Genomic DNA, 22,626 nt, shown 5'->3' on the forward strand with positions numbered 1-22,626 from the left:
TGCCGCGGCCGGGCGGGGAGCGTCGCGCCCGGCCAGGCGTCCCGTCGGCGACGGCGGTGCGGGATAACGTGGGTCGCATGGCTACGAGCACCAGGTCGACCAGCCGCGCCGGGAAGACTTCCTCGGGCGCGCCGCGCGCAACGCCCCCGCGCAAGGGCCGTACCGCCGAGACGAAGCAGCAGACCGTCGCCTACCCCGTGCAGTCGGAGCGGCGCGGCCCGCTCGTCGCCGCGTGGATGGGCCTCGCCCACGCCACAGGCGCCCTCTTCCGCGCCCTCGGTCCCGAGAAGCTCGCGAAGGAGGAGCGCCGCGACGGCATCCCCTTCCTCCTGGTGGTGCTCGCGATCGCGGGCGTCGTCGTCGAGTGGTTCAACCCGCTCAACGACGTGGCCATGGCCTTCGACGCGTACACGTTCGGGGGGCTCTTCGGCCGGGTGGCCTTCGCGTTGCCCATCGTCATGGTGCTCCTCGCCCTCTGGCTCTTCCGCCACCCGTCGTCCGTGAGCGACAACGGCCGGATCGGCGTGGGCGTCTCGCTCTTCCTGGTCTCCATCGCCGCGCTCTGCCACATCTTCAACGGGGCGCCGGATCCGCGCGACGGCATGCTCGCTCTGGCCCGCGCCGGCGGCGTCCTCGGCTGGGTGCTCGCCGCGCCGCTGTCCCTGCTCATCACGTCGATCGGCGCGGGCGTCGTGGCGGGGATCCTCCTGGTGCTCTCCCTCTTCATCATCACCCGCACGCCGCCGAACCGCGTCGGCATGCGGCTGCGCGAGCTGTACTCGTACCTCTTCGGCGCGCCGCCGGTGGACGAGGAGCAGCGCGCCGCCGACCGCGCGGCCCGCAAGGCGCAGGCGACCGAGCAGGTCGAGCTCGAGGGGCTGGACGACGACGGCCCGGTCGACACCGACAGCCTCCCGTGGTGGCGCCGCAACCGCAGCCAGCGCGAGGACGCGCCCGCGTTCGACAGCCCGGTGCTCGCGCCGCACGCCGGATCCGACGACGAGGTCGTCCGGGGTGCCGCCGCCGAGGCGCCCACGACCGTGATCGACCGCACCGTGGATCCCGACGCCTCCCGCCCGGAGCCCGGCGCCTTCGCGGGAGACGACGCCGCGACCCGCCGCATCGACCTCGACGCACCCGTCGACGCCACGGCCACCGCGATCCTGCCCTCCGTCCCCGTGCACCCCACCGGCATCCGCGACGACGACGAGCCCGCCGTCCTCCCCGGCTTCGAGGACGACGGATCCGACGCCCCGATCGTGTCGGGGGAGTCCGACACCCCGCAGGCGCCCTACCGCCTGCCCGCCGCGAGCACCCTCGCGCCCGGCACGCCCGCGAAGTCGCGCTCGTCCGTCAACGACGAGGTGGTGCGTGCGCTCACCGAGGTGCTCACGAACTTCCAGGTCGACGCGACGGTCACGGGCTTCTCGCGCGGCCCGACGGTCACGCGCTACGAGCTGGAGCTCGCGCCCGGCGTCAAGGTGGAGCGCGTCACGGCGCTCGCGAAGAACATCAGCTACGCGGTCGCCTCCAACGAGGTCCGCATCCTCTCGCCCATCCCGGGCCGCAGCGCCATCGGCGTGGAGATCCCGAACACCGACCGCGAGATCGTCTCGCTCGGCGACGTGCTCCGCTCGTCCGCCGCGACGAACAGCGCGCATCCGATGACCATCGGCGTCGGCAAGGACGTCGAGGGCGGCTACGTCATCGCCAACCTCGCGAAGATGCCCCACCTCCTGGTGGCGGGATCCACGGGCTCCGGCAAGTCGAGCTTCGTCAACTCCATGATCACGTCGCTCCTCATGCGCGCGAAGCCGAGCGATGTGCGCATGGTGCTCATCGACCCGAAGCGCGTGGAGCTCACCATCTACGCGGGCGTGCCGCACCTCATCACCCCCATCATCACCAACCCGAAGAAGGCGGCCGAGGCGCTGCAGTGGGTGGTGAAGGAGATGGACATGAGGTACGACGACCTCGCCAGCTTCGGGTTCCGCCACATCGACGACTTCAACAAGGCCGTCACGAGCGGATCCATCGTGCTGCCGGAGGGCAGCGAGCGGACGCTCCGTCCCTACCCGTACCTCCTCGTGGTGGTCGACGAGCTGGCGGACCTCATGATGGTCGCGCCCCGCGACGTCGAGGACTCCATCGTCCGCATCACGCAGCTCGCACGCGCCGCCGGCATCCACCTCGTGCTCGCCACGCAGCGCCCGTCGGTCGACGTCGTCACCGGCCTCATCAAGGCCAACGTGCCCTCGCGCCTCGCGTTCGCGGTGTCGAGCATGACCGACTCCCGCGTGATCCTCGACCAGCCCGGCGCCGACAAGCTCATCGGCCAGGGCGACGGCCTCTTCCTCCCCATGGGCGCCAACAAGGCCGTCCGCGTGCAGGGCGCGTGGGTGCAGGAGGCGGAGATCGCCAAGGTCGTCGAGCACGTGACGCGCCAGGCGCGACCCGAGTACCGGCAGGACGTCGCGGTCGCCGCGGAGCGCAAGGAGATCGACGCGGACATCGGCGACGACCTCGAAGTGCTGCTCGCGGCCGCCGAGCTCGTCGTCAGCACGCAGTTCGGATCCACGTCGATGCTGCAGCGGAAGCTCCGCGTCGGGTTCGCCAAGGCCGGACGCCTCATGGACCTGCTCGAGGCGCGCGAGATCGTCGGCCCGTCCGAGGGATCGAAGGCGCGCGACGTGCTCGTCTCGGCCGAGCAGCTCCCGGGCGTGCTCGCGACGCTCCGCTGGGAGACGCCCGCGGCCGCACCGGCGCCCGCGGCTGCCCCGGCTCCGGCGCCCGTCCCGGACGCGGACGACGGGAACCGCTACCCGTCGGATCCGCTGCACAAGGACCTGGACGCGTACGAGCAGGTGGAGGCCGAGGGCGACGACGACGCCTGGGGCCTCACGGGGAGGGACTGACCCGTGGCCGATCGGAGCGCATCGAGCGTGCCGGGCACCGGGGCACCGCGCGTGTGGCGCGCGGGCGACTCGCCGGCGAGCCCGTGGAACGTCGCCAACGTCCTCACGATCGTCCGGATCCTGCTGGCCCCCGTCTTCGTCGTCCTGCTCGCGGCCGACGACGGTGCCGACGGCCCGCTCCGCTACGCGGCGGCCACGCTCTTCATCCTCGCGATCGCGACCGACGGGGTCGACGGGCACATCGCCCGCAGCCGCAACCTCGTGACCGACCTCGGCAAGCTGCTCGACCCCATCGCCGACAAGGTGCTCACGGGTGCCGCGCTCGTGATGCTCTCGGTGCTCGGCGAGTTGCCCTGGTGGGTGACCATCGTGATCCTCGTGCGCGAGCTCGGGATCACGGCGTACCGCTTCGCCGTGCTCCGCGATCGCGTCGTCGCGGCGTCGCGCGGCGGCAAGCTGAAGACGGTCGCGCAGGCCGTGGCGATCAGCGTCGCGCTGCTGCCGCTCTGGGATGTCGTCGGGGACGGCATGCACGTCGTGAACACGGTGCTCATGTCGATCGCGTTCGTCCTCACGGTCCTCTCCGGCCTCGACTACATGCGCCAGGCGCTGCGGGCGGAGCGCGCCTCATGAGCTCGCCCGATGACCTGACCGACGAGCAGCTCGCCGAGCGCGTCATCGCCGCCCTCGTGGCGAGCGGCCGTCGCATCGCCGTCGCGGAGTCGCTGACGGGCGGCCTCCTCACCGCCGCCCTCGTCGGCGTCCCGGGGGCCTCGCGCGCGCTCCTCGGCGGCATCGTCTCCTACGACACGGCCCTCAAGCGCACGATCCTCGGGGTCGACTCGTCGATCCTCGCGGTCCACGGCGCGGTCCACCCGGACGTGGCCCGGCAGATGGCCCGCGGCGTGCGCCAGACGTGTGCGATCGACGGACGCCCCGCCGACGTCGGCGTGTCCACGACCGGCGCCGCGGGACCTGATCCCCAGGACGGCCAGCCCCCGGGCACCGCCTTCGTCGGCCTCTCCATCGACGGCGACTCGCGCGCCATCGCGCTCCACCTCGACGGCGACCGCCAGGCGGTCCGCGCGGGCGTCGTCCGCGCGGCCCTCGCGACCCTCGTGGACGCGCTGGGATCTGGCGGGAACAACTGATGCGGCTCCCGCGTTGTCGTAATCACGTTCACAAGCAATGCCCAGTGCCCCTGCTTAGCCTGAGTCCTCGGCCAGATGCTCACCCATCAGCCCCGGACCTCCGGTTCGATCAGGCACCAGGCGCAACGAGGAGGCTCCCGTGGTACTAGTCCGTCAGGAGATCGGCGACGTCCTTCGGGACTTCCGCCTGCAGAAGGGGCGCACGCTCCGCCAGGTGGCCAGCAAGGCCAGCGTCGCGCTCGGCTACCTCAGCGAGGTCGAGCGGGGACAGAAGGAGGCGTCGAGCGAGATCCTCGCATCCGTCGCCGACGCACTCGACACCCCCATCTCCGTCATCATGCGCGAGGTGGGCGATCGCCTCGCCGTCATCGAGGGCCTCAACCCCATCCCGGACACCATCCCCGACGACCTCGTCGCCGGTTTCGACAGCGATCTCGTCGCGCGCTGATCCCCTCCTCACGACCTCCCGCCCCGCCCGTCCTCGCGACGGGCGGGGCGTCGTCGTCGAGACGGCAGCGGGTAGCGTGGTCGGCATGCGACTGAGCGAGTTCCAGCGGGCCGTCTCCGACGAGTTCGGCTCCGGCTACGGGCCGGTGCTCGTCTCTGATCTCGTGCTCGGCGAGCTCGGCGGCCGCACGAGCGCGCAGGCGCTGAAGGACGGGACGCCCGCCCGTGAGGTGTGGCTCGCCCTCTGCCGTGCGCAGGACGTGCCGCGCTCGCGCTGGAACGGCGCAGGGGTGCCCGAGCCGCGGGCCTGACGCCTCCCGCCCCCTGATCGCACCGGATCCGCCCCCGACGCGCGGCGCGCCGTTCGAATATTCCTTCGAACGCGCGTAGTCTCCCCACAGGAGCGATTCGAAGCGCGGACTGCACAGGTCCGGCCCCTCCGGCAGCGATGTCGGCGGCGCCGCATAACGTGCACCTCGCGGAGATCACCCGTCGCCTTGTCGGCACCGGACCCCGCGGCCAGCGGGAGCGGAGCGACAGCCTGCAGGCAACCCACCTTCGACACGAGGAGCACCCCATGGCATCATCGGCAGACCGCGAGAAGTCACTCGAGACCGCGCTCGCACAGATCGACCGGCAGTTCGGCAAGGGCTCGGTCATGCGACTGGGCAGCGACGAGCGTGCGCCTGTCGCCGTCATCCCCACCGGCTCCGTCGCGCTGGACGTGGCGCTCGGCATCGGTGGGCTCCCGCGCGGACGCATCGTCGAGATCTACGGCCCGGAGTCCTCGGGAAAGACCACGCTCACGCTGCACGCCATCGCCAACGCGCAGCGCGCCGGCGGCATCGCGGCGTTCATCGACGCGGAGCACGCGCTCGACCCGGAGTACGCGAAGAAGCTCGGCGTCGACATCGACGCGCTCCTCGTCTCCCAGCCGGACACGGGTGAGCAGGCGCTGGAGATCGCCGACATGCTCGTGCGCTCCGGCTCCATCGACCTCGTCGTCATCGACTCCGTCGCGGCGCTCGTGCCGCGTGCCGAGATCGAGGGCGAGATGGGCGACTCGCACGTGGGCCTCCAGGCGCGCCTCATGTCGCAGGCGCTCCGCAAGCTCACCGGTGGGCTCAACCAGACGCAGACCACCATGATCTTCATCAACCAGCTCCGCGAGAAGATCGGCGTGTTCTTCGGCAGCCCCGAGACCACCGCGGGCGGCAAGGCGCTCAAGTTCTACGCGTCGGTCCGCCTCGACATCCGCCGCATCGAGACCCTCAAGGACGGCACCGACGCGGTCGGCAACCGCACCCGCGTCAAGGTCGTCAAGAACAAGATGGCGCCGCCCTTCAAGCAGGCGGAGTTCGACATCCTCTACGGCACGGGCATCTCCCGCGAGGGCAGCCTCATCGACTTCGGCGTCGAGCACGAGATCGTCCGCAAGTCGGGCGCCTGGTACACGTACGATGGCGACCAGCTGGGCCAGGGCAAGGAGAATTCGCGCAAGCACCTCCTGAACAACCCGGAGATCGCGGCGGAGATCGAGCAGAAGATTAAGGTCAAGCTCGGCCTCGTGAAGGACCCGAACGCCGACGCAGCTGCCGCGGCCGACGCCGCGCCGGCTCCCGTCGTGGCCGTGGCGCCCAAGGCGTCCGCACGCAAGAGCGCCTGACCCGGCGCTCCCTCGGCGGGGTGCGTCCCACGACGCACCCCGCCCCCGCACGACACCGGCCCGACAGTGCCGTCTCGCTCCGCGTGACGCACGTCCGGGCCTCCTGAGGACGGAAGCACCATGGTCAGATTCCCCTCCGAGGGCGAGCAGGGCACGGGCCCCGGGCCCGATGAGATCGCGCCCGTCGCGTCGCTCGCCGACCGGCGTTCGCGTCGAGCGGCCGCCCGACCGCTCGTGGCGTCCACGCCGCCCGTGGACGAGCCACCCGCGCCGCACGTCGAGCCGACGCATCCGTCACGGGGACGCTCGGTCACGGAGGTCGACGGCATCGTGACGATCGGCGCGGCCGTCGACGCGTCGGAGGCCGGTCGCGCCCTCGCCGCCCAGGAGCGCATCGCGGAGGCGCGGCGCGTCCTCGCGGAGGCCGAGGCGCAGGCGGCACGAGGCAGCGGTGACGCGGTCGGCGCGTTCCCGGAGGTGCCTCCGGCCGAGGATGGGCCTGCGGACGACCCGACCCCCGCCGCGTGGCGTGCCGAGCAGGAGCGTGCCGAGCGTGCGCGCGCCAAGGCCGAGCAGGACGAGGCGTACCGGCAGGACATGCTCCGGCTCGAGGAGGACCGCGTCGAGGACGAGCGCCGCGAGGCGGAGGCCGAGGAGGAGCGCGCAGCGGAACGCACGCCCGAGCGCCAGCGGCGGCGGGCGGACAACGTCCTCGCCAACCGCCTGCGCGGTCGCGGGCTCTCTCTCGCCGAGGCGCGTGAGGTGCTCGACGGCGCGGAGATCGATCCGGACATCGCGGAGGAGACGCTCGCCAGGTACGTGTCCCTGCAGTACATCGACGAGGCCGCGCTCGCGGAGCAGATCCTGCACACGCACCTCGACCGCAAGGGCCTCGGTCGGCGCTCGGTCGAGATGGAGATGCGCCGACGCAAGCTCGATCCCCTGGTCATCGAGGAGGCCATGGCGGAGCAGCCGGACGATGAGCTCGCGCGTGCCACCGAGGTCGCGATGAAGCGCGTCGGGCAGCTCTCCTCCTACGACGACGAGACGGCCGAGCGGCGCCTGACCTCGTTCCTCATGCGTCGCGGCTACGGGGGTGGCGTCGTGCGCGACGCCGCGAAGGCAGCGCTCGCCACGCGACGCGGCTCGTCCCGCGTGCGGTTCCGCTGACCCTCCCCACGGGCGGTGTCGGACGGCTCCGCACGTAGGATCGAGTCATCATGAGCACCGTCGCCGAGCACGTCCGCGCCGCCCCGTCCTCCGTCGACCGGCCCCGGACGTACGAGGTCCGCACCTACGGCTGCCAGATGAACGTCCACGACTCGGAGCGGCTCACCGGCTCGCTCGAGGCCGCCGGCTATGTGTCGGCCGAGGGCGCCGAGGCCGACATCGTCGTCATCAACACGTGCGCCGTCCGCGAGAACGCGGACAACAAGCTCTACGGGAACCTCGGTCACCTCGCCGGTGTCAAGCGCCGGCACGAGGGCATGCAGATCGCGGTGGGCGGCTGCCTCGCGCAGAAGGACCGGGCGACCGTCCTCGAGAAGGCTCCGTGGGTGGATGTCGTCTTCGGCACCCACAACATGGGCGCCCTGCCGACCCTGCTCGAGCGCGCACGACATAACGGCGAGGCGCAGCTGGAGATCCTGGAGAGCCTCGAGACGTTCCCCTCCACGCTTCCCACCAAGCGCGACGAGATCGCGAGCGGGTGGGTGTCCATCTCGGTGGGGTGCAACAACACGTGCACGTTCTGCATCGTGCCCGCCCTCCGCGGCAAGGAGAAGGACCGCCGACCGGGCGACATCCTCGCCGAGATCCAGGCGCTCGTCGACGACGGCGCGGTGGAGGTCACGCTGCTCGGCCAGAACGTCAACTCCTACGGCGTCGAGTTCGGCGACCGGCAGGCGTTCGGCAAGCTGCTGCGGGCCGCGGGCGCCATCGAGGGGCTGGAGCGCATCCGCTTCACGAGCCCCCACCCCGCCGCCTTCACCGACGACGTGATCGACGCGATGGCCGAGACGCCGGCGGTCATGCCGCAGCTGCACATGCCGCTGCAGTCCGGGTCCGACCGGATCCTCAAGGCCATGCGCCGCTCCTACCGGTCCGAGCGGTTCCTCGGGATCCTCGACCGGGTGCGTACGCGCGTCCCGGACGCGGCGATCACGACCGACATCATCGTCGGCTTCCCGGGGGAGACGGAGGAGGACTTCCAGGAGACCCTCCGCGTCGTCGAGGCGGCCCGCTTCTCCTCCGCGTTCACGTTCCAGTACTCCATCCGCCCGGGCACCCCCGCGGCGACGATGGAGGAGCAGGTGCCCGCCGACGTCGTGAAGGAGCGGTACGGGCGCCTCACCGCTCTGCAGGAGCGCATCAGCCACGAGGAGAACCAGCGCGTGGTCGGCCGCACGGTCGAGGTCCTCGTGAGCGCGCACGAGGGACGCAAGGACGGCGACACGCGCCGCGTCACCGGACGCGCCCAGGACGGCCGCCTCGTGCACCTCGACGTGCCCGAGGGCAGCGCCGAGCCGCGGCCCGGCGACGCGGTCGACGTCGAGGTCACCCGTGCGGCGCCGTTCCACCTCATCGCGGACTCGGTGGACGGCGCCCCGCTGCGCATCCGCCGCACCCGCGCAGGCGACGCATGGGAGCGGGCACAGGCCGACTCCTGCGGCGTGCCGACTCCGGCGACGGGCGCGAGCGCTGGCGCTGCGCCGCGCGTGTCGCTCGGACTGCCGACGCTCCGCGTGCCGACGACAGCTTCGACGTCCGCGCCCGTGGGCGACGGGTCCGCGCACCCGCGACACCGCGCGTGACCCCGATCGTCGCGGTCGTCGGCGCCACCGGCACCGGCAAGTCCGCGCTGTCCCTCGACATCGCGGAGCGGCTGCGGGCGGAGGGCCGCGCCGCGGAGATCGTCAACGCCGACGCCATGCAGCTCTACCGGGGGATGGACATCGGCACGGCCAAGCTGCCCGAGGTCGGACGGCGCGGCGTGCCGCACCACATGCTCGACGTCCTCGACGTGACCGCGGAGGCCACGGTCGCCGCGTACCAGGAGGAGGCGCGGAGGGCGATCGGCGGCATCCTCGAGCGCGGGGCCGTCCCGATCCTCGTGGGTGGCTCCGGCCTCTACGTCTCGTCGGTGCTCTTCGACTACGACTTCCCGGGGACCGACCCCGAGATCCGGCAGCGCCTGGAGCGGGAGCTCGAGGCGACCGGGCCGGGCATGATCCACCGGCGCCTCCGCGAGCTCGACCCGGTGGCGGCCCAGCGGATCGGCGCGCACAACGGGCGGCGCCTCGTGCGGGCGCTCGAGGTCGTCGAGATCACCGGTCCGCAGCCGGAGCGCGCAACCGCCGAGCCTCGCCCGTGGCATCCCGCGCGGATCCTGGCGCTCACGCTGCCGCGCGAGGAGCTCGTGCCGCGGCTCGACGCCCGCGTGTCCGGCATGTGGCGTGACGGCCTCGTCGACGAGGTCGCCGGGCTGCTGTCCGCCGGGCTGGCCGACGGGGTGACCGCCTCCCGCGCCATCGGCTACGCGCAGGCGGCACGGCAGCTCGCAGGGGAGCTCAGCGAGGAGGAGGCGATGGAGGAGACGCGCGCGCTCACCCGTCGCTACGCGCGCCGGCAGGTGTCGTGGTTCGGCCGCTACGCCGACGCCGTGCGGCTCGACGCGCGCGACGACCGCCTGCTCGAGCACGCGCTCGACGCCCTCCCGGCGGCGCGCCCGTAGGCTGGCGGGATGGCAGACCTGCAGTTCACCAAGGGCCAGGGCACGGGCAACGACTTCGTGCTGTTCGCGGATCCCGCGGGCGAGATCGACCTGACCGACACGCAGGTCCAGGCGCTCTGCGACCGCCACTTCGGCATCGGCGCCGACGGGACGATCCGCGCGGTGCTCTCGAGCCGCATCCCCGAGGGCCGTGCCGCTCTCGACGAGGACCCGGACGCCGAGTGGTTCATGGACTACCGCAACGTCGACGGCAGCCCCGCCGAGATGTGCGGCAACGGCATCCGCGTCTTCACGCTCTTCCTCATCGAGAACGGGCTCATCGAGCTGCCCCCGGGACGCACGGTCCCCATCGGCACGCGCGCCGGCGTGCGCGACGTGCAGCGCAGTGGATCCGGCTTCCAGGTCGACCTCGGCCGCTGGGCGCTCGCGGGCGGCGAGCCGCTCGTGCGCGCCAAGGACCTGCAGGTCGCGCGTCCCGGCCTCGGCATCGACGTGGGCAACCCGCACGTGGTCGTCGCGCTGTCGAGCGAGGACGAGCTCGCGGAGGCCGACCTCGCGTTCGCGCCGCAGCTGGATCCCGAGCCCGCCGAGGGCGCGAACGTCGAGCTCGTGGTGCCCGCGGATCCGCTCATCGTGGACGGTGTGGGCCACATCACCATGCGCGTGCACGAGCGGGGGAGCGGCGAGACGCTGAGCTGCGGCACGGGCGCCGCGGCGGCCGCCCTGGCGATCCGGCACTGGGCCGGCGCCGCCGCGCCGCACCAGTGGCGCGTGCAGCTGCCGGGCGGCGTGCTGGGCGTGCGGATGTTCCCGACCGAGGACGGCGAGCACGTCGGACTCTCCGGTCCCGCCGAGCTCGTCTTCGACGGGGTCGTGGCGCTGGCCTGATCCGATCGTCGTGTCGGCTGGCACGTCGGGAGATCCCGGGCATGCTCGCCGCGGTGGGGCTGGCGGGGTCGGGCTAGGAGTCCGCGCTGCGGTGCACCCGCAGCACCCGGAACCCCTTGTTGGACGCGGCGCGCGTCGTCTCGAGGCCCGCGGGCAGGGCGTCGACCAGCCAGCGCTGCAGCGAGTCGGATCCGAGGTTCCGCTGCACGACCAGCCACGCGTCGGCGTCCGGCGCGAGCCGCGGCATCCAGTCGAGCAGGATCTGGTGCAGCACCTCCTTGCCGACGCGGATCGGCGGGTTCGACCACACGGTCGCGAAGGAGAGGCCCTCGGGAACATCCCCGGGGAGCACGGCGTTGACGTTGTCGAGACCGAGGGACCGGGCGTTCGCCCGCGTCAGCTCGAGCGCCCGCTCGTTCACGTCGACCGCCCACACGGTGGCCGACGGCGCTCTGATCGCCAGATCGAGCGCCACGGGACCCCAGCCGCAGCCCACGTCCAGCAGATGCCCCTCGGCAGGGGGCGCGGGGACGTTGCGCAGCAGCACCAGGGTGCCCTGGTCGACGTGCTCGGGGCTGAAGACACCGCCCGCGGTCTCGACGTCGACCATCCGTCCGCCCAGCTCGACCGTGATCGTGCGGGTGCGCAGGGGCCCGGCCGGCGACGAGGAGAAGTAATGCGCGTCGGCCATGCACGGGACGATACCGGACGCCGACGCTACGATGGGAGCACATGACAACGCACGACGGGCACGACCACGAGCCCGCGGACACGACGACGACGTCCACCGAGAACATCGACCGGGACGACGTCGTCGCGCGCGTCCTCGGCCGAGCGGAGAACCGCTCGGCCGGATACGCCCTCTTCCGCGGATCCGGCGCGCAGGCGCTGTCCGCGGCACCCGACACGGAGCAGGGGTCGGACGGCGACCAGAGCGAGCGCGCCGATCGGCAGGCGCTCCGCCGCGTCCCGGGTCTCTCCACCGAGCTCGAGGACGTCACCGAGGTCGAGTACCGGCAGCTGCGGCTCGAGAACGTCGTGCTCATCGGCGTGTACTCGCAGGGATCCGTCGACGACGCCGAGAACAGCATGCGCGAGCTCGCCGCCCTGGCGGAGACCGCGGGTGCCGTCGTGCTCGACGGACTGCTGCAGCGCCGCCCCACGCCGGACCCCAGCACCTACTTCGGCCGCGGCAAGGCCGAGGAGCTGCGGGCCCTGGTGGCCGCGGTCGGCGCCGACACGGTGATCGCCGACACCGAGCTCGCCCCGAGCCAGCGGCGCGCGCTGGAGGACGTGGTGAAGGTCAAGGTCATCGACCGCACCGCTGTGATCCTCGACATCTTCAGCCAGCACGCCAAGAGCCGTGAGGGCAAGGCGCAGGTCGAGCTGGCGCAGCTCCAGTACCTCCTCCCGCGTCTGCGCGGCTGGGGCGACTCGATGTCGCGCCAGGCCGGTGGACAGGTGGGCGGCGCGGGCGCGGGCATGGGATCGCGCGGACCGGGTGAGACGAAGATCGAGCTCGACCGCCGGCGCATCAACACGCGCATGGCGCGTCTCCGCAAGCAGATTGCGGCGATGAAGCCCGCGCGCGACACCAAGCGCGCGAACCGCGACCGGCACTCCGTGCCGTCCGTGGCGATCGTCGGGTACACGAACGCCGGCAAGTCGTCGCTCCTCAACCGGGTGACGAAGGCGGGCGTGCTCGTCGAGAACGCGCTCTTCGCGACCCTCGACGCGACCGTCCGCAAGACCGAGACCGACCAGGGGCAGCTCTACACGCTGGCCGACACCGTCGGCTTCGTGCGGAACCTCCCGCACCAGCTCGTCGAGGCGTTCCGCTCGACGCTCGAGGAGCTCGCGGACTCCGACGTGCTCGTGCACGTCGTCGACGCGTCGCACCCGGATCCCGGAGCGCAGCTCGCGACCGTGCACGAGGTCATCGCCGAGGTGAACGCGTCGGCCATCCCGGAGATCGTCGTCTTCAACAAGAGCGACCTGGCGTCGGCGGACGACCGCGTCGTCCTCCGGGGCCTCGCGCCGCAGGGCGTGTTCGTCTCCGCGCGCACCGGCGAGGGCGTCGAGGAGCTGCGTCGGCGCATCGCCGAGCTGCTGCCGCAGCCGACCATCGAGGTCGACCTCCTGGTGCCGTTCGAGCACGGCGAGGTCGTCGCCATGCTGCACGACGGCGCCAAGGTGCTCGAGACCTCGTACGTGGAGGAGGGCACGCGCGTGCGGGCGCTCGTGACGGCCGAGCAGCAGGCCCAGGTCCAGGCGTACGCGGTGGCGCCCGCGGCCTGATCCGCGACACCGCACGCAGCAGAGCGGCCGATCCCCTCGGGGACCGGCCGCTTTCGTACGTCGTGCGCGGGGATCAGACGGAGCGCATGACCGCGACGACCTTGCCGACGACCTCCGCGAAGTCGCCGAGGATGGGCTCGAACGCGCTGTTGCGCGCCAGCAGCCAGGTGTGGCCGTCGCGCTGGCGGAACACCTTGACCGTGGCCTCGTCGTCGAGCATGGCCGCGACGATGTCGCCGTTCTCCGCGGTCTTCTGCTGCCGGACGACGACCCAGTCGCCGTCGCAGATGGCCGCGTCGATCATGGAGTCGCCCACGACACGGAGCATAAAGAGGTCGCCCTTGCCGACGAGCTGGCGGGGGAGGGGGAAGACCTCCTCGACCATCTGCTCGGCGGTGATGGGGATGCCGGCGGCGATGCGTCCGACCATGGGCACCATGGCCGCGTCGCCCACCGGGGTCGACGGCTCGCCGCTCTCCGCGGTACCGGTGCCGGGCAGGTCGATGAGGACCTCGAGGGCGCGCGGCCGGTTCGGGTCGCGCCGGAGGTAGCCGGAGAGCTCGAGCTGGTTGAGCTGGTGCGTGACGCTGGAGAGCGACGCGAGGCCGACGGCGTCGCCGATCTCGCGCATGCTCGGCGGGTAGCCCTGGCCGGCGATGGTGCGCTGGATGAACTCCAGGATCGAGATCTGCTTCTCGCTGAGGCTCTTGCGACGCCTCGTCGCGCCGCCTCCCGCTGCTCGCTCGTCCGTCATGCCACGGCCCGCCTCTCGTCGCCGACGCCTCCGCGGCACGGTCGACCCGGCGGGCCGACGCCCTCGCGGGGCGATGTCGGTGGTGCCCGATGGAATGGACACCAGGCACTCGAAACTGTATCCAGTCGACGCACCTCGGACAAACACCTGTTCGAGCGTGTCGTGGGCTCGGCGGCCGGATCGAGGCGATGAGGGCTTGCGGAGGGCTCGTTTCGAATGTATGTTCGGAACACAGCTTCGCACCCGGCTCTCCCGGCCGAGAGCCGGGTGCGAGCTGCCGGACCCGCATCGCATGCCGCACCGCACTGCACCGCCGGGTGCGTCGCATCGACGCCCCACCGTCTTGCACGAGAGGTCACCATGAACACCGCAGCCACCACCCCCGCCGTCACGTCCCCCGCCGTCACGTCCTCCGCATCCGACGCCGCCGTCGCGGAGGCCGCCGTCGTGCCCCGCACGCGCCTGCGCATCACGCGTCGAGGGCGCTTCGTCCTCACCGCACTGGTCGCAGCCCCGCTCGCGCTCGGTGCCGGCCTCGTCGCCCTCAACGGCGGCGCGGCCGTCGCGTCGAAGGACGCCGCGGGCACGACGTTCGAGTACGTCACCGTCTCGAGCGGCCAGTCCCTGTGGGACCTCGCCGAGGAGATCGCGCCGTCGGCCGACCCGCGGGACGTCATCGCCTCGGTCGTCGACCTCAACCGGCTGCCTACCTCGGACGTCGCGGCCGGCCAGCAGCTCGCCGTCCCCGCCCAGTACGCGCACTGATCCTCGGGCGTCGTCGCACGCCCGGCGCGGTCCGTCGTCGCGCTCCCGGTGGCGGCCGGGAGCGCGGCGGCCGGGGTCAACCGATCGGTAGCATAGAAGCCATGAGCACCCTCGCGCGCACCGCGCACGTCACGCGGCAGACCAGCGAGTCCAGCATCGACCTCCGGCTCGACCTCGACGGCACCGGTGCCTCCGAGATCAGCACGTCGGTGCCGTTCTACGACCACATGCTCACCGCGTTCGCGAAGCACTCGCTCACCGACCTCACGGTCACCGCCACGGGCGACACGCACATCGACGTGCACCACACCGTGGAGGACATCGGGATCGTCCTCGGTCAGGCCATCCGCGAGGCGCTCGGCGACAAGTCCGGCATCGCGCGCTTCGGCGACGCGCTCGTGCCGCTCGACGAGGCGCTGGTGCAGTCGGTCGTCGACATCTCCGGCCGTCCGTTCCTCGTCCACTCGGGCGAGCCCGCCGGGTTCGAGATGCACCTCATCGGCGGTCACTTCACCGGATCCATGGTCCGGCACGTCTTCGAGGCCATCACCTTCCACGCCGGGCTCACCGTCCACGTCACCGTGCTCGGCGGCCGCGACCCGCATCACATCGCCGAGGCGGAGTTCAAGTCGTTCGCGCGCGCCTTCCGCCAGGCGAAGGAGCTCGACCCGCGCGTGTCCGGCATCCCGTCCACGAAGGGCGCGCTGTGACGCGCCCCTCGGTCGTCGTCCTCGACTACGGGAGCGGCAACGTGCACTCCGCCGTCAAGGCGCTCGAGCTGGCCGGCGCCGACGTCGAGCTGACGGGAGACCCCAGGCGGGCGCATGAGGCCGACGGACTCCTCGTCCCGGGTGTCGGGGCGTTCTCCGCCGTCATGGCCGCGTTGCGCGCTGCCGGAGGCGACCGCGTGGTCGACCGCCGTCTCGCCGGCGGACGTCCCGTCCTCGGCATCTGCGTCGGAATGCAGGTCATGTTCGACCGCGGGGTCGAGCGCGACGTCGACGTCGCGGGCCTGGGGGAGTGGCCCGGCACGGTCGACCGGATCCAGTCCGACGTGCTCCCGCACATGGGCTGGAACAGCGTCGAGGTCCCCGAGGGATCCGCGCTGTTCGCCGGCCTCGAGGAGGAGCGCTTCTACTTCGTGCACTCGTACGCCGCACGCGCCTGGGGCATCGACCCGCTCCCGCCGCTGCCCGCGCCCCGCGTCACGTGGGCTACGCACGGCGAGCGGTTCGTCGCCGCCGTCGAGAACGGCCCGCTCACCGCCACGCAGTTCCACCCCGAGAAGTCGGGCGCAGCGGGGATCCGGCTGCTCGCGAATTGGCTCGGCACCCTCCGCGCCGCCTGACCCGCCCGACCCGCCGTCCCCGCGCGGCATCCCGCACGTCCGAGCCCATCGATGGAAGGCCCCCATGAGCGAGTTCACCAGCACCCCCCGTCTGACCCTGCTGCCCGCCGTTGACGTGGCGGGCGGCCAGGCCGTGCGGCTCACGCAGGGCGCGGCCGGAACCGAGACCGGCTACGGCGATCCCGTCGACGCCGCCCGCGACTGGGCGGAGCAGGGTGCCAAGTGGCTCCACCTGGTGGACCTCGACGCCGCGTTCGGCCGCGGCGACAACCTGTCGGTCATCTCCCGCGTGATCCGCGCCATCGACGGCGTGCAGATCGAGCTGTCCGGCGGCATCCGCGACGACCGCTCTCTCGACGTCGCGCTCGAGAGCGGCGCGACGCGCATCAACCTCGGCACCGCGGCGCTGGAGAACCCCGAGTGGGCCGCGAGCGTCATCGCGCAGCACGGCGAGGCCGTGGCGGTCGGGCTCGACGTCCGCGGCCGCACGCTCTCCGCGCGCGGCTGGACGCAGGACGGCGGGGACATCTGGGAGGTGCTCGAGCGCCTCGAGGACGCCGGGTGCGCTCGTTACGTGGTCACCGACGTCACCAAGGACGGCACGCTCCAGGGCCCGAACCTCCAGCTGCTCCGCGACGTGCTCGAGCGCACCGAGCGCCCCGTGGTCGCGTCCGGCGGCGTCTCGAGCCTCGACGACATCCAGGCGCTGCGCGAGCTCGTGCCGCTCGGCCTCGAGGGCGCCATCGTCGGCAAGGCCCTCTACGCCGGTGCGTTCACGCTCGGCGAGGCGCTCGACGTCGCCGGGGAGCGATGACCGGATCCACTCCGCACGCCGACTCGGCCGGGACCCCCTGGGCGGGCCGGTCGTTCGAGCCGACCCCGTTCCCGGATGACGACGGCTCCGCGCCGCCCGCGGTCGCCGAGGCGCTCGCGCGGCACGGTCGCGGCGAGGCCGGGCAGGCGGAGGTCGTGGACGCCCTCCGCGACGCGCGCCTGCTGATCCCGCTGGTCGCCCGGTTGGGCGACGAGGGCGAGGGCGCGCACGGGCTGAGGGCCGACAAGAGCGCCGAGCTGTCGATCATCACGGTCGCCGGTCCCGACGGTCGCACGGTCATGCCCGTCTTCACGTCCGTCGCCGCGATGGGCAGGTGGAACGCGAAGGCGCGTCCGGTGCCGGCCGACGCCGTCCGCATGGCGCTGGCCGCCGCGAGCGAGGAGACCGACCTCGTGGTCGTCGACCCGATGTCGGACACCGAGTTCGTGCTGCGCCGGCCGGCGGTGTGGGCCGTCGCGCGGTCGCTGCCGTGGATCCCCAGCCCCGAGGATCCCGACGTCGCCGCGGCGCTCCAGGCGAGCGTCGTCGAGGAGCCCGCGGTCGTGTCCCTGCGCACGGCGCCGGGTGATCCCCGGGCGCGCCTCGAGGGGCCTGAGCTGATGATCGTGCTCGAGCTCGTGGACGGGCTCGACCGCACGGCGCTCGATGCGCTGCTCGCGCGGCTGCAGGGGGAGTGGTCGCGGAGCGCGGTGCTAGCCGACCGCGTCGACAGCATGGGGCTCCGGATCACGTCGGCCGGCTGAGCCGCGCATCGCGCTCCGCCGCCGAGGCCGCCAGGAACCGGAGCGGCGAGGAGCCGGAGCCGCGTACAGCCGGCGCCGTCCGGCGCCGTCCGCCTAGGAGACGGGCCCCGTGTACTTCTCGCCCGGGCCCTTGCCGACGGCGTCGGGGTACGGGGACGCCTCGCGGAAGGCGAGCTGCAGGGAGCGCAGCCCGTCGCGGAGGCTGCGCGCGTGCTGGTCGCCGAGCTCCGGCGATGCGGCGGTGACGAGACCCGCGAGCGAGATGATGAGCTTCCGCGCCTCGGCCAGGTCGGTCTGCGTCGCGGGGTCGTCGGCGAGCCCGCACTTGACGGCGGCGGCGCTCATGAGGTGGACGGCCGTGGTCGTGATGACCTCGACGGCCGAGACCTCCGCGATGTCGCGCGCGTACTGGTCGGCGACGAAGTCGGCGGTGTCGTCGTCGGCGGCGCCCGCGGCGGGGGCGGGCGAGCCGGTCGCGACGTCGGGCTCCTCGAAGCGGTGGACGTGCGCGTCGGTCGGGGTCGTCGCGGGGTCGGGGGTCGGATCGGTCATTTCAGTCCTCGTGCTCGGGGCGGCAGGATGGCGGCGGACGGCGGCGGGACCCGGTCGGCGCCCGCCCTTCCGGGGCGGGCTCGGCGTCTGCTATGCTGATCGACGGCTCCGGGGCTGTCACAGTCCCGGTTCGAAAGAGGATTGATCTCCCACCCGCGCTTGACCGCCTCCTTAGGTTACCGGGTCGATTTCGCTCCCCCGTCCGAACGGCTCCCCTCACCGGGACCGCACGACGGGAGCCCCGCTCAGGCGGGGGCCCCACGGAAGTGCGGGCAAAGGGCGTGTTGCCGAGTACGACGGATCCGTCGCACCCTGGTGAAGAACTCTCCTCGTCTCGAATCCGAGCGGCTCACGAGCCGCCGGGCCACCCGAAGACACGAATAGGAGCAGTCCATCAGCGATCCCCGTACCAACGATCGAATCCGAGTTCCCGAGGTTCGCCTCGTTGGCCCAGCAGGCGAGCAGGTCGGCGTCGTATCCATCGACGTCGCACTCCGGCTCGCGCAGGAAGCCGACCTCGACCTCGTCGAGGTCGCGCCCAATTCCAAGCCCCCCGTGGCGAAGATCATGGACTACGGCAAGTTCAAGTACGAGGCCGCGCAGAAGGCCAAGGAAGCGCGTCGCAACCAGGCGAACACCATCCTCAAGGAGGTGCGCTTCCGCCTGAAGATCGACAAGCACGACTACGAGACCAAGCGCAAGCGCGCCGAGGGCTTCCTGCAGGACGGCGACAAGGTCAAGGCCATGATCCTGTTCCGCGGGCGCGAGCAGTCGCGTCCGGACCAGGGCGTGCGACTGCTCAAGATGTTCGCGGAGGACGTCGCCGAGTTCGGCAGCGTCGAGTCCACCCCCACGATCGACGGCCGCAACATGGTCATGGTCATCGGACCGCACAAGAACAAGTCCGAGGCCAAGGCCGAGGCCAACGCGAAGCGCGACGCCACCAAGGCGAGCGCACGAGAAGCGAGAGAAGAGAACAATGCCTAAGCAGAAGACGCACTCAGGTGCCAAGAAGCGTTTCAAGGTCACCGGCAGCGGCAAGATCATGAAGCAGCAGGCGGGCATGCGACACAACCTCGAGGTCAAGTCCTCCAAGCGCAAGGCGCGACTCAACCAGGACCAGCCCCTGGCCAAGGCCGACATGAAGGTCGCCAAGAAGCTCCTCGGCCGCTAGGCCCCTCGTCGTCCGCGACACCTGAACTCGAATAGGAATCACTGAAATGGCAAGAGTCAAGAGGGCCGTCAACGCCCACAAGAAGCGTCGGGTCATCCTCGAGCGCGCCGCCGGCTACCGCGGGCAGCGCTCGCGCCTGTACCGCAAGGCCAAGGAGCAGGTCACCCACTCCCTCGTCTACGCGTACCGCGACCGCCGTGCGAAGAAGGGCGAGTTCCGCCGCCTCTGGATTCAGCGCATCAACGCCGCCGCTCGTGCGAACGGCCTCACGTACAACCGCCTCATCCAGGGCCTCTCGCTGGCCGGCGTCCAGGTCGACCGTCGCATCCTCGCGGAGCTCGCGGTCCACGAGCCCGCCACCTTCGCGTCGCTCGTGCAGACGGCCAAGACCGCCCTGCCCGCGAACACCTCGGCCCCCAAGGTCGCGGCGAACGCTTAGCACGTCCCACTCCACCGCCGACGGCGCGTCCCCATCAGGGGGCGCGCCGTTAGTGTTGCAGGCATGCTCGACTACCCCCGCTCTCCGCGTGTCCGTGGCGTCGCCAAGCTCGCGAAGCGGGATGCGCGCGCCGACACGGGCCTGTTCCTCCTCGAGGGGCCGCAGGCCGTCTCGGAGGCGCTCGCCTTCCGACCTGACCTCGTCCAGGAGCTGTTCGCGACGCCCACGGCCCTCGACCGCTACCCGGACCTCGCGCGCGCCGTCCGCGAGTCGGGCATCGAGGTCGAGTTCGTCACCGAGGACGTCATCGCGTCCATGGCCGACACCGTCACCCCGCAGGGCGTCGTCGGCGTGTGCCGCCAGTTCCCGACGTCGCTCAAGCAGATCCTCGGCGACGAGCCGCTCCTCATCGCGATCCTCGAGGAGGTGCGCGACCCCGGCAACGCGGGCACCATCATCCGCGCGGCCGACGCCGCGGGAGCCGACGCGGTGATCCTCACGGGCCGCTCCGTCGACCTCTACAACCCCAAGGTCGTGCGCGCCACGACGGGCTCGCTCTTCCACCTGCCGGTGGCGATCATGCCCGAGCTCGACGCCGTGCTCGAGCGGGTCAGGGCCGCTGGGCTGCAGGTCCTCGCCGCGGACGTGAAGGGCGACGACCTCCTCGCGGAGCGCACGTCGGGCGGCCTCGCGGGCCCCACCGCGTGGCTCTTCGGCAACGAGGCCCGCGGCCTCCAGGACGAGCACCTCGCCCTCGCCGACCGCGCCGTCGTCGTGCCGATCTACGGCCAGGCCGAGTCGATGAACCTCGCGACGGCCGCCTCCGTCTGTCTCTACGAGTCCGCGTTCGCCCAGCGCGCCTGACCATCCCGCGTCGGACACCACTCACGCGTCAGCCGTGGCGACCCGCGTCGACACCGCCTCTGATCTGCGCAAACGCGGCCACCGCGTCACGATGGGGTGACGATGCCCCGCGGAAACGCGGACGAAACACCGTCATGGATATGGTGTTCGCATGGAGCAGAGCCCGACGGCGGACCCCGCCTCGCCCGCCGCAGCAGCGGTCGGCGAGCCCCTGGTCGTCGTATCCCACGTCAACAAGCACTTCGGGGACCTGCACGTCCTCAAGGACATCTCGACCACGGTCAACCGCGGCGAGGTCGTCGTCGTCATCGGCCCCAGCGGGTCGGGCAAGTCGACGCTGTGCCGCGCGATCAACCGGCTCGAGACCATCGACGACGGCACCATCACGATCGACGGCCAGGACCTCCCGTCCGAGGGCGCCGAGCTCGCGCGCCTCCGCGCGGACGTCGGCATGGTCTTCCAGTCCTTCAACCTCTTCGTGCACAAGACCGTGCTCGAGAACGTGACGCTCGGGCCCATCAAGGTGCGCAAGCAGGGCAAGGCCGAGGCGGAGAAGCGGGCGATGGAGCTCCTCGACCGCGTCGGCGTCGCCAACCAGGCGCAGAAGATGCCGGCCCAGCTCTCCGGCGGCCAGCAGCAGCGCGTCGCGATCGCCCGCGCGCTGGCGATGGACCCGAAGCTGATCCTGCTCGACGAGCCGACATCGGCCCTCGACCCGGAGATGATCACCGAGGTCCTCGACGTCATGGTCGGCCTCGCGAAGGACGGCATGACGATGATGGTCGTCACCCACGAGATGGGCTTCGCCCGCAAGGCCGCGGACCGCGTGATCTTCATGGCCGACGGCGCCATCGAGGAGGACACGACGCCCAGCGCGTTCTTCGACGACCCGCAGAGCCCGCGCGCGAAGGACTTCCTCTCGAAGATCCTCGCCCACTGACGCGCGGAGGGCACGCGCCCTCCCGCACCCGCATCCGGACGCCGCCGAGGCAGGCGCGTCCGGGCGCCGCACCACCGGCACGACCCGCACCATGCACCTCGCACCACGAGCGATCCCCATCGCGTCCGTCATCCACCTCACCACCCAAGGAACGGGAACCATGAAGAACAGGAAACTGACCATCGCCGCAGCCGCTGCGATCGTCGTCGTCGCCCTCACCGGCTGCGGCGCCGCGGGCAGCGCGTCGAACAGCGGCATCGACGCCGGCACGAACGCTCCCGAGAACGGCGACGGCCCCTACAAGCTCGAGCTCACCGAGAACCCCACCTTCGACGAGGGCACCACGATGGCGCGCCTCGCGGCGGCGGGCGAGATGAAGGTCGGCACCAAGTACGACCAGCCGCTCTTCGGCCTCGCGGGCCTCGACGGCAAGCCCGCGGGCTTCGACGTCGCGATCGCGGCGCTCATCGCCAGCAAGATGGGCATCCCGTTCGACGGCATCACGTTCACGGAGACGGTGTCCGCGAACCGCGAGCCCTTCATCCAGAACGGCTCGGTCGACGCGGTCGTCGCGACCTACACGATCAACGACAAGCGCAAGGAGGTCGTGGGCTTCGCGGGACCGTACTACGTCGCCGGCCAGGCGCTCATGGTCCTCGCGGACGACACCACGATCAACACGCCCGAGGACGTGCGCGGCAAGCAGGTCTGCTCCGTGGCCGGATCCACCCCCGCCGCGAACATCGAGGCCACCTTCGGCGCCGTCGTCGTGCCGACCGACGTGTATAGCAAGTGCCTCGACCCGCTGCGCAACGGCCAGGTGTCCGCGGTCACGACCGACAACGTGATCCTCTCCGGCTTCATCGACCAGAACGAGGGCGAGTTCAAGCTCGTCGGCGGCGGCGAGACCTTCACCCAGGAGCCCTACGGCATCGGCATCGCCAAGGGCGACGAGGCGTTCCGCACGTTCATCAACGACACGCTGCAGGAGGCCTACGACGACGGCACCTGGGCGCGCCTGTTCGAGGCGACGGCCGGCACGGTCATCGACACCCCGGAGCCCCCGGCGATCGACCGCTACTAGCCCCACCGGGTCCCGCGTGCGCCGATGCGC

The 22,626-nt window shown here is 72.0% G+C and carries 25 protein-coding genes; 22 read left to right on the forward strand and 3 right to left on the reverse strand.

Translation table 11 applies throughout. The features are described from left to right. The first annotated feature begins 77 nt into the window (after positions 1–77). The 10 genes from CMS_RS05945 to dapF all read left to right on the forward strand — a co-directional run bounded on the left by CMS_RS05945 (position 78) and on the right by dapF (position 10,800). Positions 78–2,915: an FtsK/SpoIIIE family DNA translocase gene (locus CMS_RS05945; RefSeq protein WP_041464464.1), complete on the forward strand. Its 2,838-nt coding sequence runs from the start codon at positions 78–80 to the stop codon at positions 2,913–2,915. Positions 2,916–2,918: 3 nt separating this feature from the next. After that, positions 2,919–3,548 (forward strand): CDP-diacylglycerol--glycerol-3-phosphate 3-phosphatidyltransferase, encoded by a 630-nt coding sequence (pgsA, locus tag CMS_RS05950; RefSeq protein WP_012298597.1) that lies wholly within the window; start codon positions 2,919–2,921, stop codon positions 3,546–3,548. Then, the gene (locus CMS_RS05955; protein WP_012298598.1) at positions 3,545–4,066 is read left to right on the forward strand and encodes a CinA family protein; all 522 of its coding nucleotides are present in this window, start codon (positions 3,545–3,547) and stop codon (positions 4,064–4,066) included. The genes pgsA and CMS_RS05955 overlap by 4 nt, the downstream gene beginning before the upstream one ends. Before the next feature lie 139 nt (positions 4,067–4,205). Further along, complete coding sequence (locus CMS_RS05960) at positions 4,206–4,514, forward strand: helix-turn-helix domain-containing protein (RefSeq protein ID WP_012298599.1); 309 nt, start codon at positions 4,206–4,208, stop codon at positions 4,512–4,514. 85 nt (positions 4,515–4,599) lie between these two features. Then, complete coding sequence (locus CMS_RS05965; RefSeq protein WP_041464906.1) at positions 4,600–4,824, forward strand: DUF3046 domain-containing protein; 225 nt, start codon at positions 4,600–4,602, stop codon at positions 4,822–4,824. A 266-nt stretch (positions 4,825–5,090) separates the two neighbouring features. Beyond that, positions 5,091–6,179 (forward strand): recombinase RecA, encoded by a 1,089-nt coding sequence (gene recA, locus CMS_RS05970; RefSeq protein ID WP_041464465.1) that lies wholly within the window; start codon positions 5,091–5,093, stop codon positions 6,177–6,179. A 120-nt stretch (positions 6,180–6,299) separates the two neighbouring features. Continuing rightward, the gene (locus CMS_RS17805) at positions 6,300–7,349 is read left to right on the forward strand and encodes a regulatory protein RecX (protein WP_223842740.1); all 1,050 of its coding nucleotides are present in this window, start codon (positions 6,300–6,302) and stop codon (positions 7,347–7,349) included. Between the two features lie 50 nt (positions 7,350–7,399). After that, positions 7,400–8,992 (forward strand): tRNA (N6-isopentenyl adenosine(37)-C2)-methylthiotransferase MiaB, encoded by a 1,593-nt coding sequence (miaB, locus tag CMS_RS05980; protein WP_012298603.1) that lies wholly within the window; start codon positions 7,400–7,402, stop codon positions 8,990–8,992. Then, a complete protein-coding gene (gene miaA, locus CMS_RS05985; RefSeq protein ID WP_012298604.1) occupies positions 8,989–9,912 on the forward strand; it encodes a tRNA (adenosine(37)-N6)-dimethylallyltransferase MiaA in 924 nt (307 codons plus the stop codon). The genes miaB and miaA overlap by 4 nt, the downstream gene beginning before the upstream one ends. A 9-nt stretch (positions 9,913–9,921) precedes the next feature. After that, positions 9,922–10,800: a diaminopimelate epimerase gene (gene dapF, locus CMS_RS05990; protein ID WP_012298605.1), complete on the forward strand. Its 879-nt coding sequence runs from the start codon at positions 9,922–9,924 to the stop codon at positions 10,798–10,800. A 73-nt stretch (positions 10,801–10,873) separates the two neighbouring features. On the opposite strand, the gene CMS_RS05995 is transcribed toward dapF, so the two are convergent. After that, entirely contained in the window at positions 10,874–11,491 is a 618-nt protein-coding gene (locus tag CMS_RS05995) for a class I SAM-dependent methyltransferase (RefSeq protein ID WP_012298606.1), read from the reverse strand. A gap of 41 nt (positions 11,492–11,532) precedes the next feature. Between CMS_RS05995 and hflX the strand changes: the two genes are divergently transcribed. Beyond that, positions 11,533–13,098, forward strand: coding sequence for a GTPase HflX (gene hflX, locus CMS_RS06000; protein ID WP_012298607.1), 1,566 nt, complete (start codon positions 11,533–11,535; stop codon positions 13,096–13,098). Between the two features lie 73 nt (positions 13,099–13,171). On the opposite strand, the gene lexA is transcribed toward hflX, so the two are convergent. Next, entirely contained in the window at positions 13,172–13,852 is a 681-nt protein-coding gene (lexA, locus tag CMS_RS06005) for a transcriptional repressor LexA (protein WP_012298608.1), read from the reverse strand. Between the two features lie 360 nt (positions 13,853–14,212). Here lexA and CMS_RS06010 point away from each other — a divergent pair, with 360 nt between their 5' ends. The 5 genes from CMS_RS06010 (at position 14,213) to CMS_RS06030 (ending at position 17,543) form a co-directional block, all read left to right on the forward strand. Beyond that, complete coding sequence (locus CMS_RS06010) at positions 14,213–14,617, forward strand: hypothetical protein (protein ID WP_041464466.1); 405 nt, start codon at positions 14,213–14,215, stop codon at positions 14,615–14,617. 101 nt (positions 14,618–14,718) lie between these two features. Then, complete coding sequence (gene hisB, locus CMS_RS06015) at positions 14,719–15,327, forward strand: imidazoleglycerol-phosphate dehydratase HisB (protein WP_012298610.1); 609 nt, start codon at positions 14,719–14,721, stop codon at positions 15,325–15,327. After that, positions 15,324–15,965, forward strand: a complete 642-nt coding sequence (gene hisH / locus CMS_RS06020; RefSeq protein ID WP_012298611.1) for an imidazole glycerol phosphate synthase subunit HisH — start codon at positions 15,324–15,326, stop codon at positions 15,963–15,965. The genes hisB and hisH overlap by 4 nt, the downstream gene beginning before the upstream one ends. Before the next feature lie 64 nt (positions 15,966–16,029). Beyond that, entirely contained in the window at positions 16,030–16,779 is a 750-nt protein-coding gene (gene priA / locus CMS_RS06025; protein ID WP_012298612.1) for a bifunctional 1-(5-phosphoribosyl)-5-((5-phosphoribosylamino)methylideneamino)imidazole-4-carboxamide isomerase/phosphoribosylanthranilate isomerase PriA, read from the forward strand. Continuing rightward, on the forward strand, positions 16,776–17,543 hold the full coding sequence (locus CMS_RS06030; RefSeq protein ID WP_012298613.1) for an SseB family protein: 768 nt from the start codon (positions 16,776–16,778) through the stop codon (positions 17,541–17,543). Before priA ends, CMS_RS06030 begins: the two co-directional genes overlap by 4 nt. Positions 17,544–17,636: 93 nt before the next feature. Here the strand turns inward: CMS_RS06030 and CMS_RS06035 are convergent, their stop codons facing one another. Then, entirely contained in the window at positions 17,637–18,095 is a 459-nt protein-coding gene (locus CMS_RS06035) for a DUF1844 domain-containing protein (RefSeq protein WP_012298614.1), read from the reverse strand. Between the two features lie 393 nt (positions 18,096–18,488). Here CMS_RS06035 and infC point away from each other — a divergent pair, with 393 nt between their 5' ends. From infC to CMS_RS06065, 6 genes are all read left to right on the forward strand, one after another. Then, complete coding sequence (infC, locus tag CMS_RS06040) at positions 18,489–19,082, forward strand: translation initiation factor IF-3 (protein WP_015490649.1); 594 nt, start codon at positions 18,489–18,491, stop codon at positions 19,080–19,082. Then, positions 19,075–19,269: a 50S ribosomal protein L35 gene (gene rpmI / locus CMS_RS06045; protein ID WP_012298616.1), complete on the forward strand. Its 195-nt coding sequence runs from the start codon at positions 19,075–19,077 to the stop codon at positions 19,267–19,269. The genes infC and rpmI overlap by 8 nt, the downstream gene beginning before the upstream one ends. Before the next feature lie 46 nt (positions 19,270–19,315). Continuing rightward, the gene (gene rplT, locus CMS_RS06050; RefSeq protein ID WP_012298617.1) at positions 19,316–19,708 is read left to right on the forward strand and encodes a 50S ribosomal protein L20; all 393 of its coding nucleotides are present in this window, start codon (positions 19,316–19,318) and stop codon (positions 19,706–19,708) included. Positions 19,709–19,771: 63 nt separating this feature from the next. Then, positions 19,772–20,572: a TrmH family RNA methyltransferase gene (locus CMS_RS06055; RefSeq protein WP_012298618.1), complete on the forward strand. Its 801-nt coding sequence runs from the start codon at positions 19,772–19,774 to the stop codon at positions 20,570–20,572. Between the two features lie 151 nt (positions 20,573–20,723). Further along, a complete protein-coding gene (locus CMS_RS06060) occupies positions 20,724–21,512 on the forward strand; it encodes an amino acid ABC transporter ATP-binding protein (RefSeq protein ID WP_012298619.1) in 789 nt (262 codons plus the stop codon). A 160-nt stretch (positions 21,513–21,672) separates the two neighbouring features. Further along, positions 21,673–22,596 carry a glutamate ABC transporter substrate-binding protein gene (locus CMS_RS06065; protein ID WP_041464468.1) on the forward strand — a complete coding sequence of 308 codons (924 nt, stop codon included), beginning with the start codon at positions 21,673–21,675 and terminating at the stop codon, positions 22,594–22,596. Positions 22,597–22,626 lie beyond the last annotated feature (30 nt).

Origin of the sequence: Clavibacter sepedonicus (assembly GCF_000069225.1) — a bacterium.
GTDB classification, from domain to species: Bacteria; Actinomycetota; Actinomycetes; order Actinomycetales; family Microbacteriaceae; genus Clavibacter; species Clavibacter sepedonicus.

Excerpts from the sequence above, each read along its gene's own strand:
- CMS_RS06035 (WP_012298614.1), bottom strand. The coding sequence starts at position 18,095 with ATGACCGATCCGACCCCCGACCCCGCGACGACCCCGACCGACGCGCAC.
- CMS_RS05995 (WP_012298606.1), bottom strand. The coding sequence starts at position 11,491 with ATGGCCGACGCGCATTACTTCTCCTCGTCGCCGGCCGGGCCCCTGCGC.
- rpmI (WP_012298616.1), top strand. The coding sequence starts at position 19,075 with ATGCCTAAGCAGAAGACGCACTCAGGTGCCAAGAAGCGTTTCAAGGTC.
- recA (WP_041464465.1), top strand. The coding sequence starts at position 5,091 with ATGGCATCATCGGCAGACCGCGAGAAGTCACTCGAGACCGCGCTCGCA.
- CMS_RS06030 (WP_012298613.1), top strand. The coding sequence starts at position 16,776 with ATGACCGGATCCACTCCGCACGCCGACTCGGCCGGGACCCCCTGGGCG.
- CMS_RS06010 (WP_041464466.1), top strand. The coding sequence starts at position 14,213 with ATGAACACCGCAGCCACCACCCCCGCCGTCACGTCCCCCGCCGTCACG.
- miaB (WP_012298603.1), top strand. The coding sequence starts at position 7,400 with ATGAGCACCGTCGCCGAGCACGTCCGCGCCGCCCCGTCCTCCGTCGAC.
- lexA (WP_012298608.1), bottom strand. The coding sequence starts at position 13,852 with ATGACGGACGAGCGAGCAGCGGGAGGCGGCGCGACGAGGCGTCGCAAG.
- dapF (WP_012298605.1), top strand. The coding sequence starts at position 9,922 with ATGGCAGACCTGCAGTTCACCAAGGGCCAGGGCACGGGCAACGACTTC.
- CMS_RS06055 (WP_012298618.1), top strand. The coding sequence starts at position 19,772 with ATGCTCGACTACCCCCGCTCTCCGCGTGTCCGTGGCGTCGCCAAGCTC.
- priA (WP_012298612.1), top strand. The coding sequence starts at position 16,030 with ATGAGCGAGTTCACCAGCACCCCCCGTCTGACCCTGCTGCCCGCCGTT.
- CMS_RS06060 (WP_012298619.1), top strand. The coding sequence starts at position 20,724 with ATGGAGCAGAGCCCGACGGCGGACCCCGCCTCGCCCGCCGCAGCAGCG.
- rplT (WP_012298617.1), top strand. The coding sequence starts at position 19,316 with ATGGCAAGAGTCAAGAGGGCCGTCAACGCCCACAAGAAGCGTCGGGTC.
- hisB (WP_012298610.1), top strand. The coding sequence starts at position 14,719 with ATGAGCACCCTCGCGCGCACCGCGCACGTCACGCGGCAGACCAGCGAG.
- CMS_RS17805 (WP_223842740.1), top strand. The coding sequence starts at position 6,300 with ATGGTCAGATTCCCCTCCGAGGGCGAGCAGGGCACGGGCCCCGGGCCC.
- CMS_RS05965 (WP_041464906.1), top strand. The coding sequence starts at position 4,600 with ATGCGACTGAGCGAGTTCCAGCGGGCCGTCTCCGACGAGTTCGGCTCC.
- CMS_RS05945 (WP_041464464.1), top strand. The coding sequence starts at position 78 with ATGGCTACGAGCACCAGGTCGACCAGCCGCGCCGGGAAGACTTCCTCG.
- CMS_RS05955 (WP_012298598.1), top strand. The coding sequence starts at position 3,545 with ATGAGCTCGCCCGATGACCTGACCGACGAGCAGCTCGCCGAGCGCGTC.
- CMS_RS06065 (WP_041464468.1), top strand. The coding sequence starts at position 21,673 with ATGAAGAACAGGAAACTGACCATCGCCGCAGCCGCTGCGATCGTCGTC.
- hflX (WP_012298607.1), top strand. The coding sequence starts at position 11,533 with ATGACAACGCACGACGGGCACGACCACGAGCCCGCGGACACGACGACG.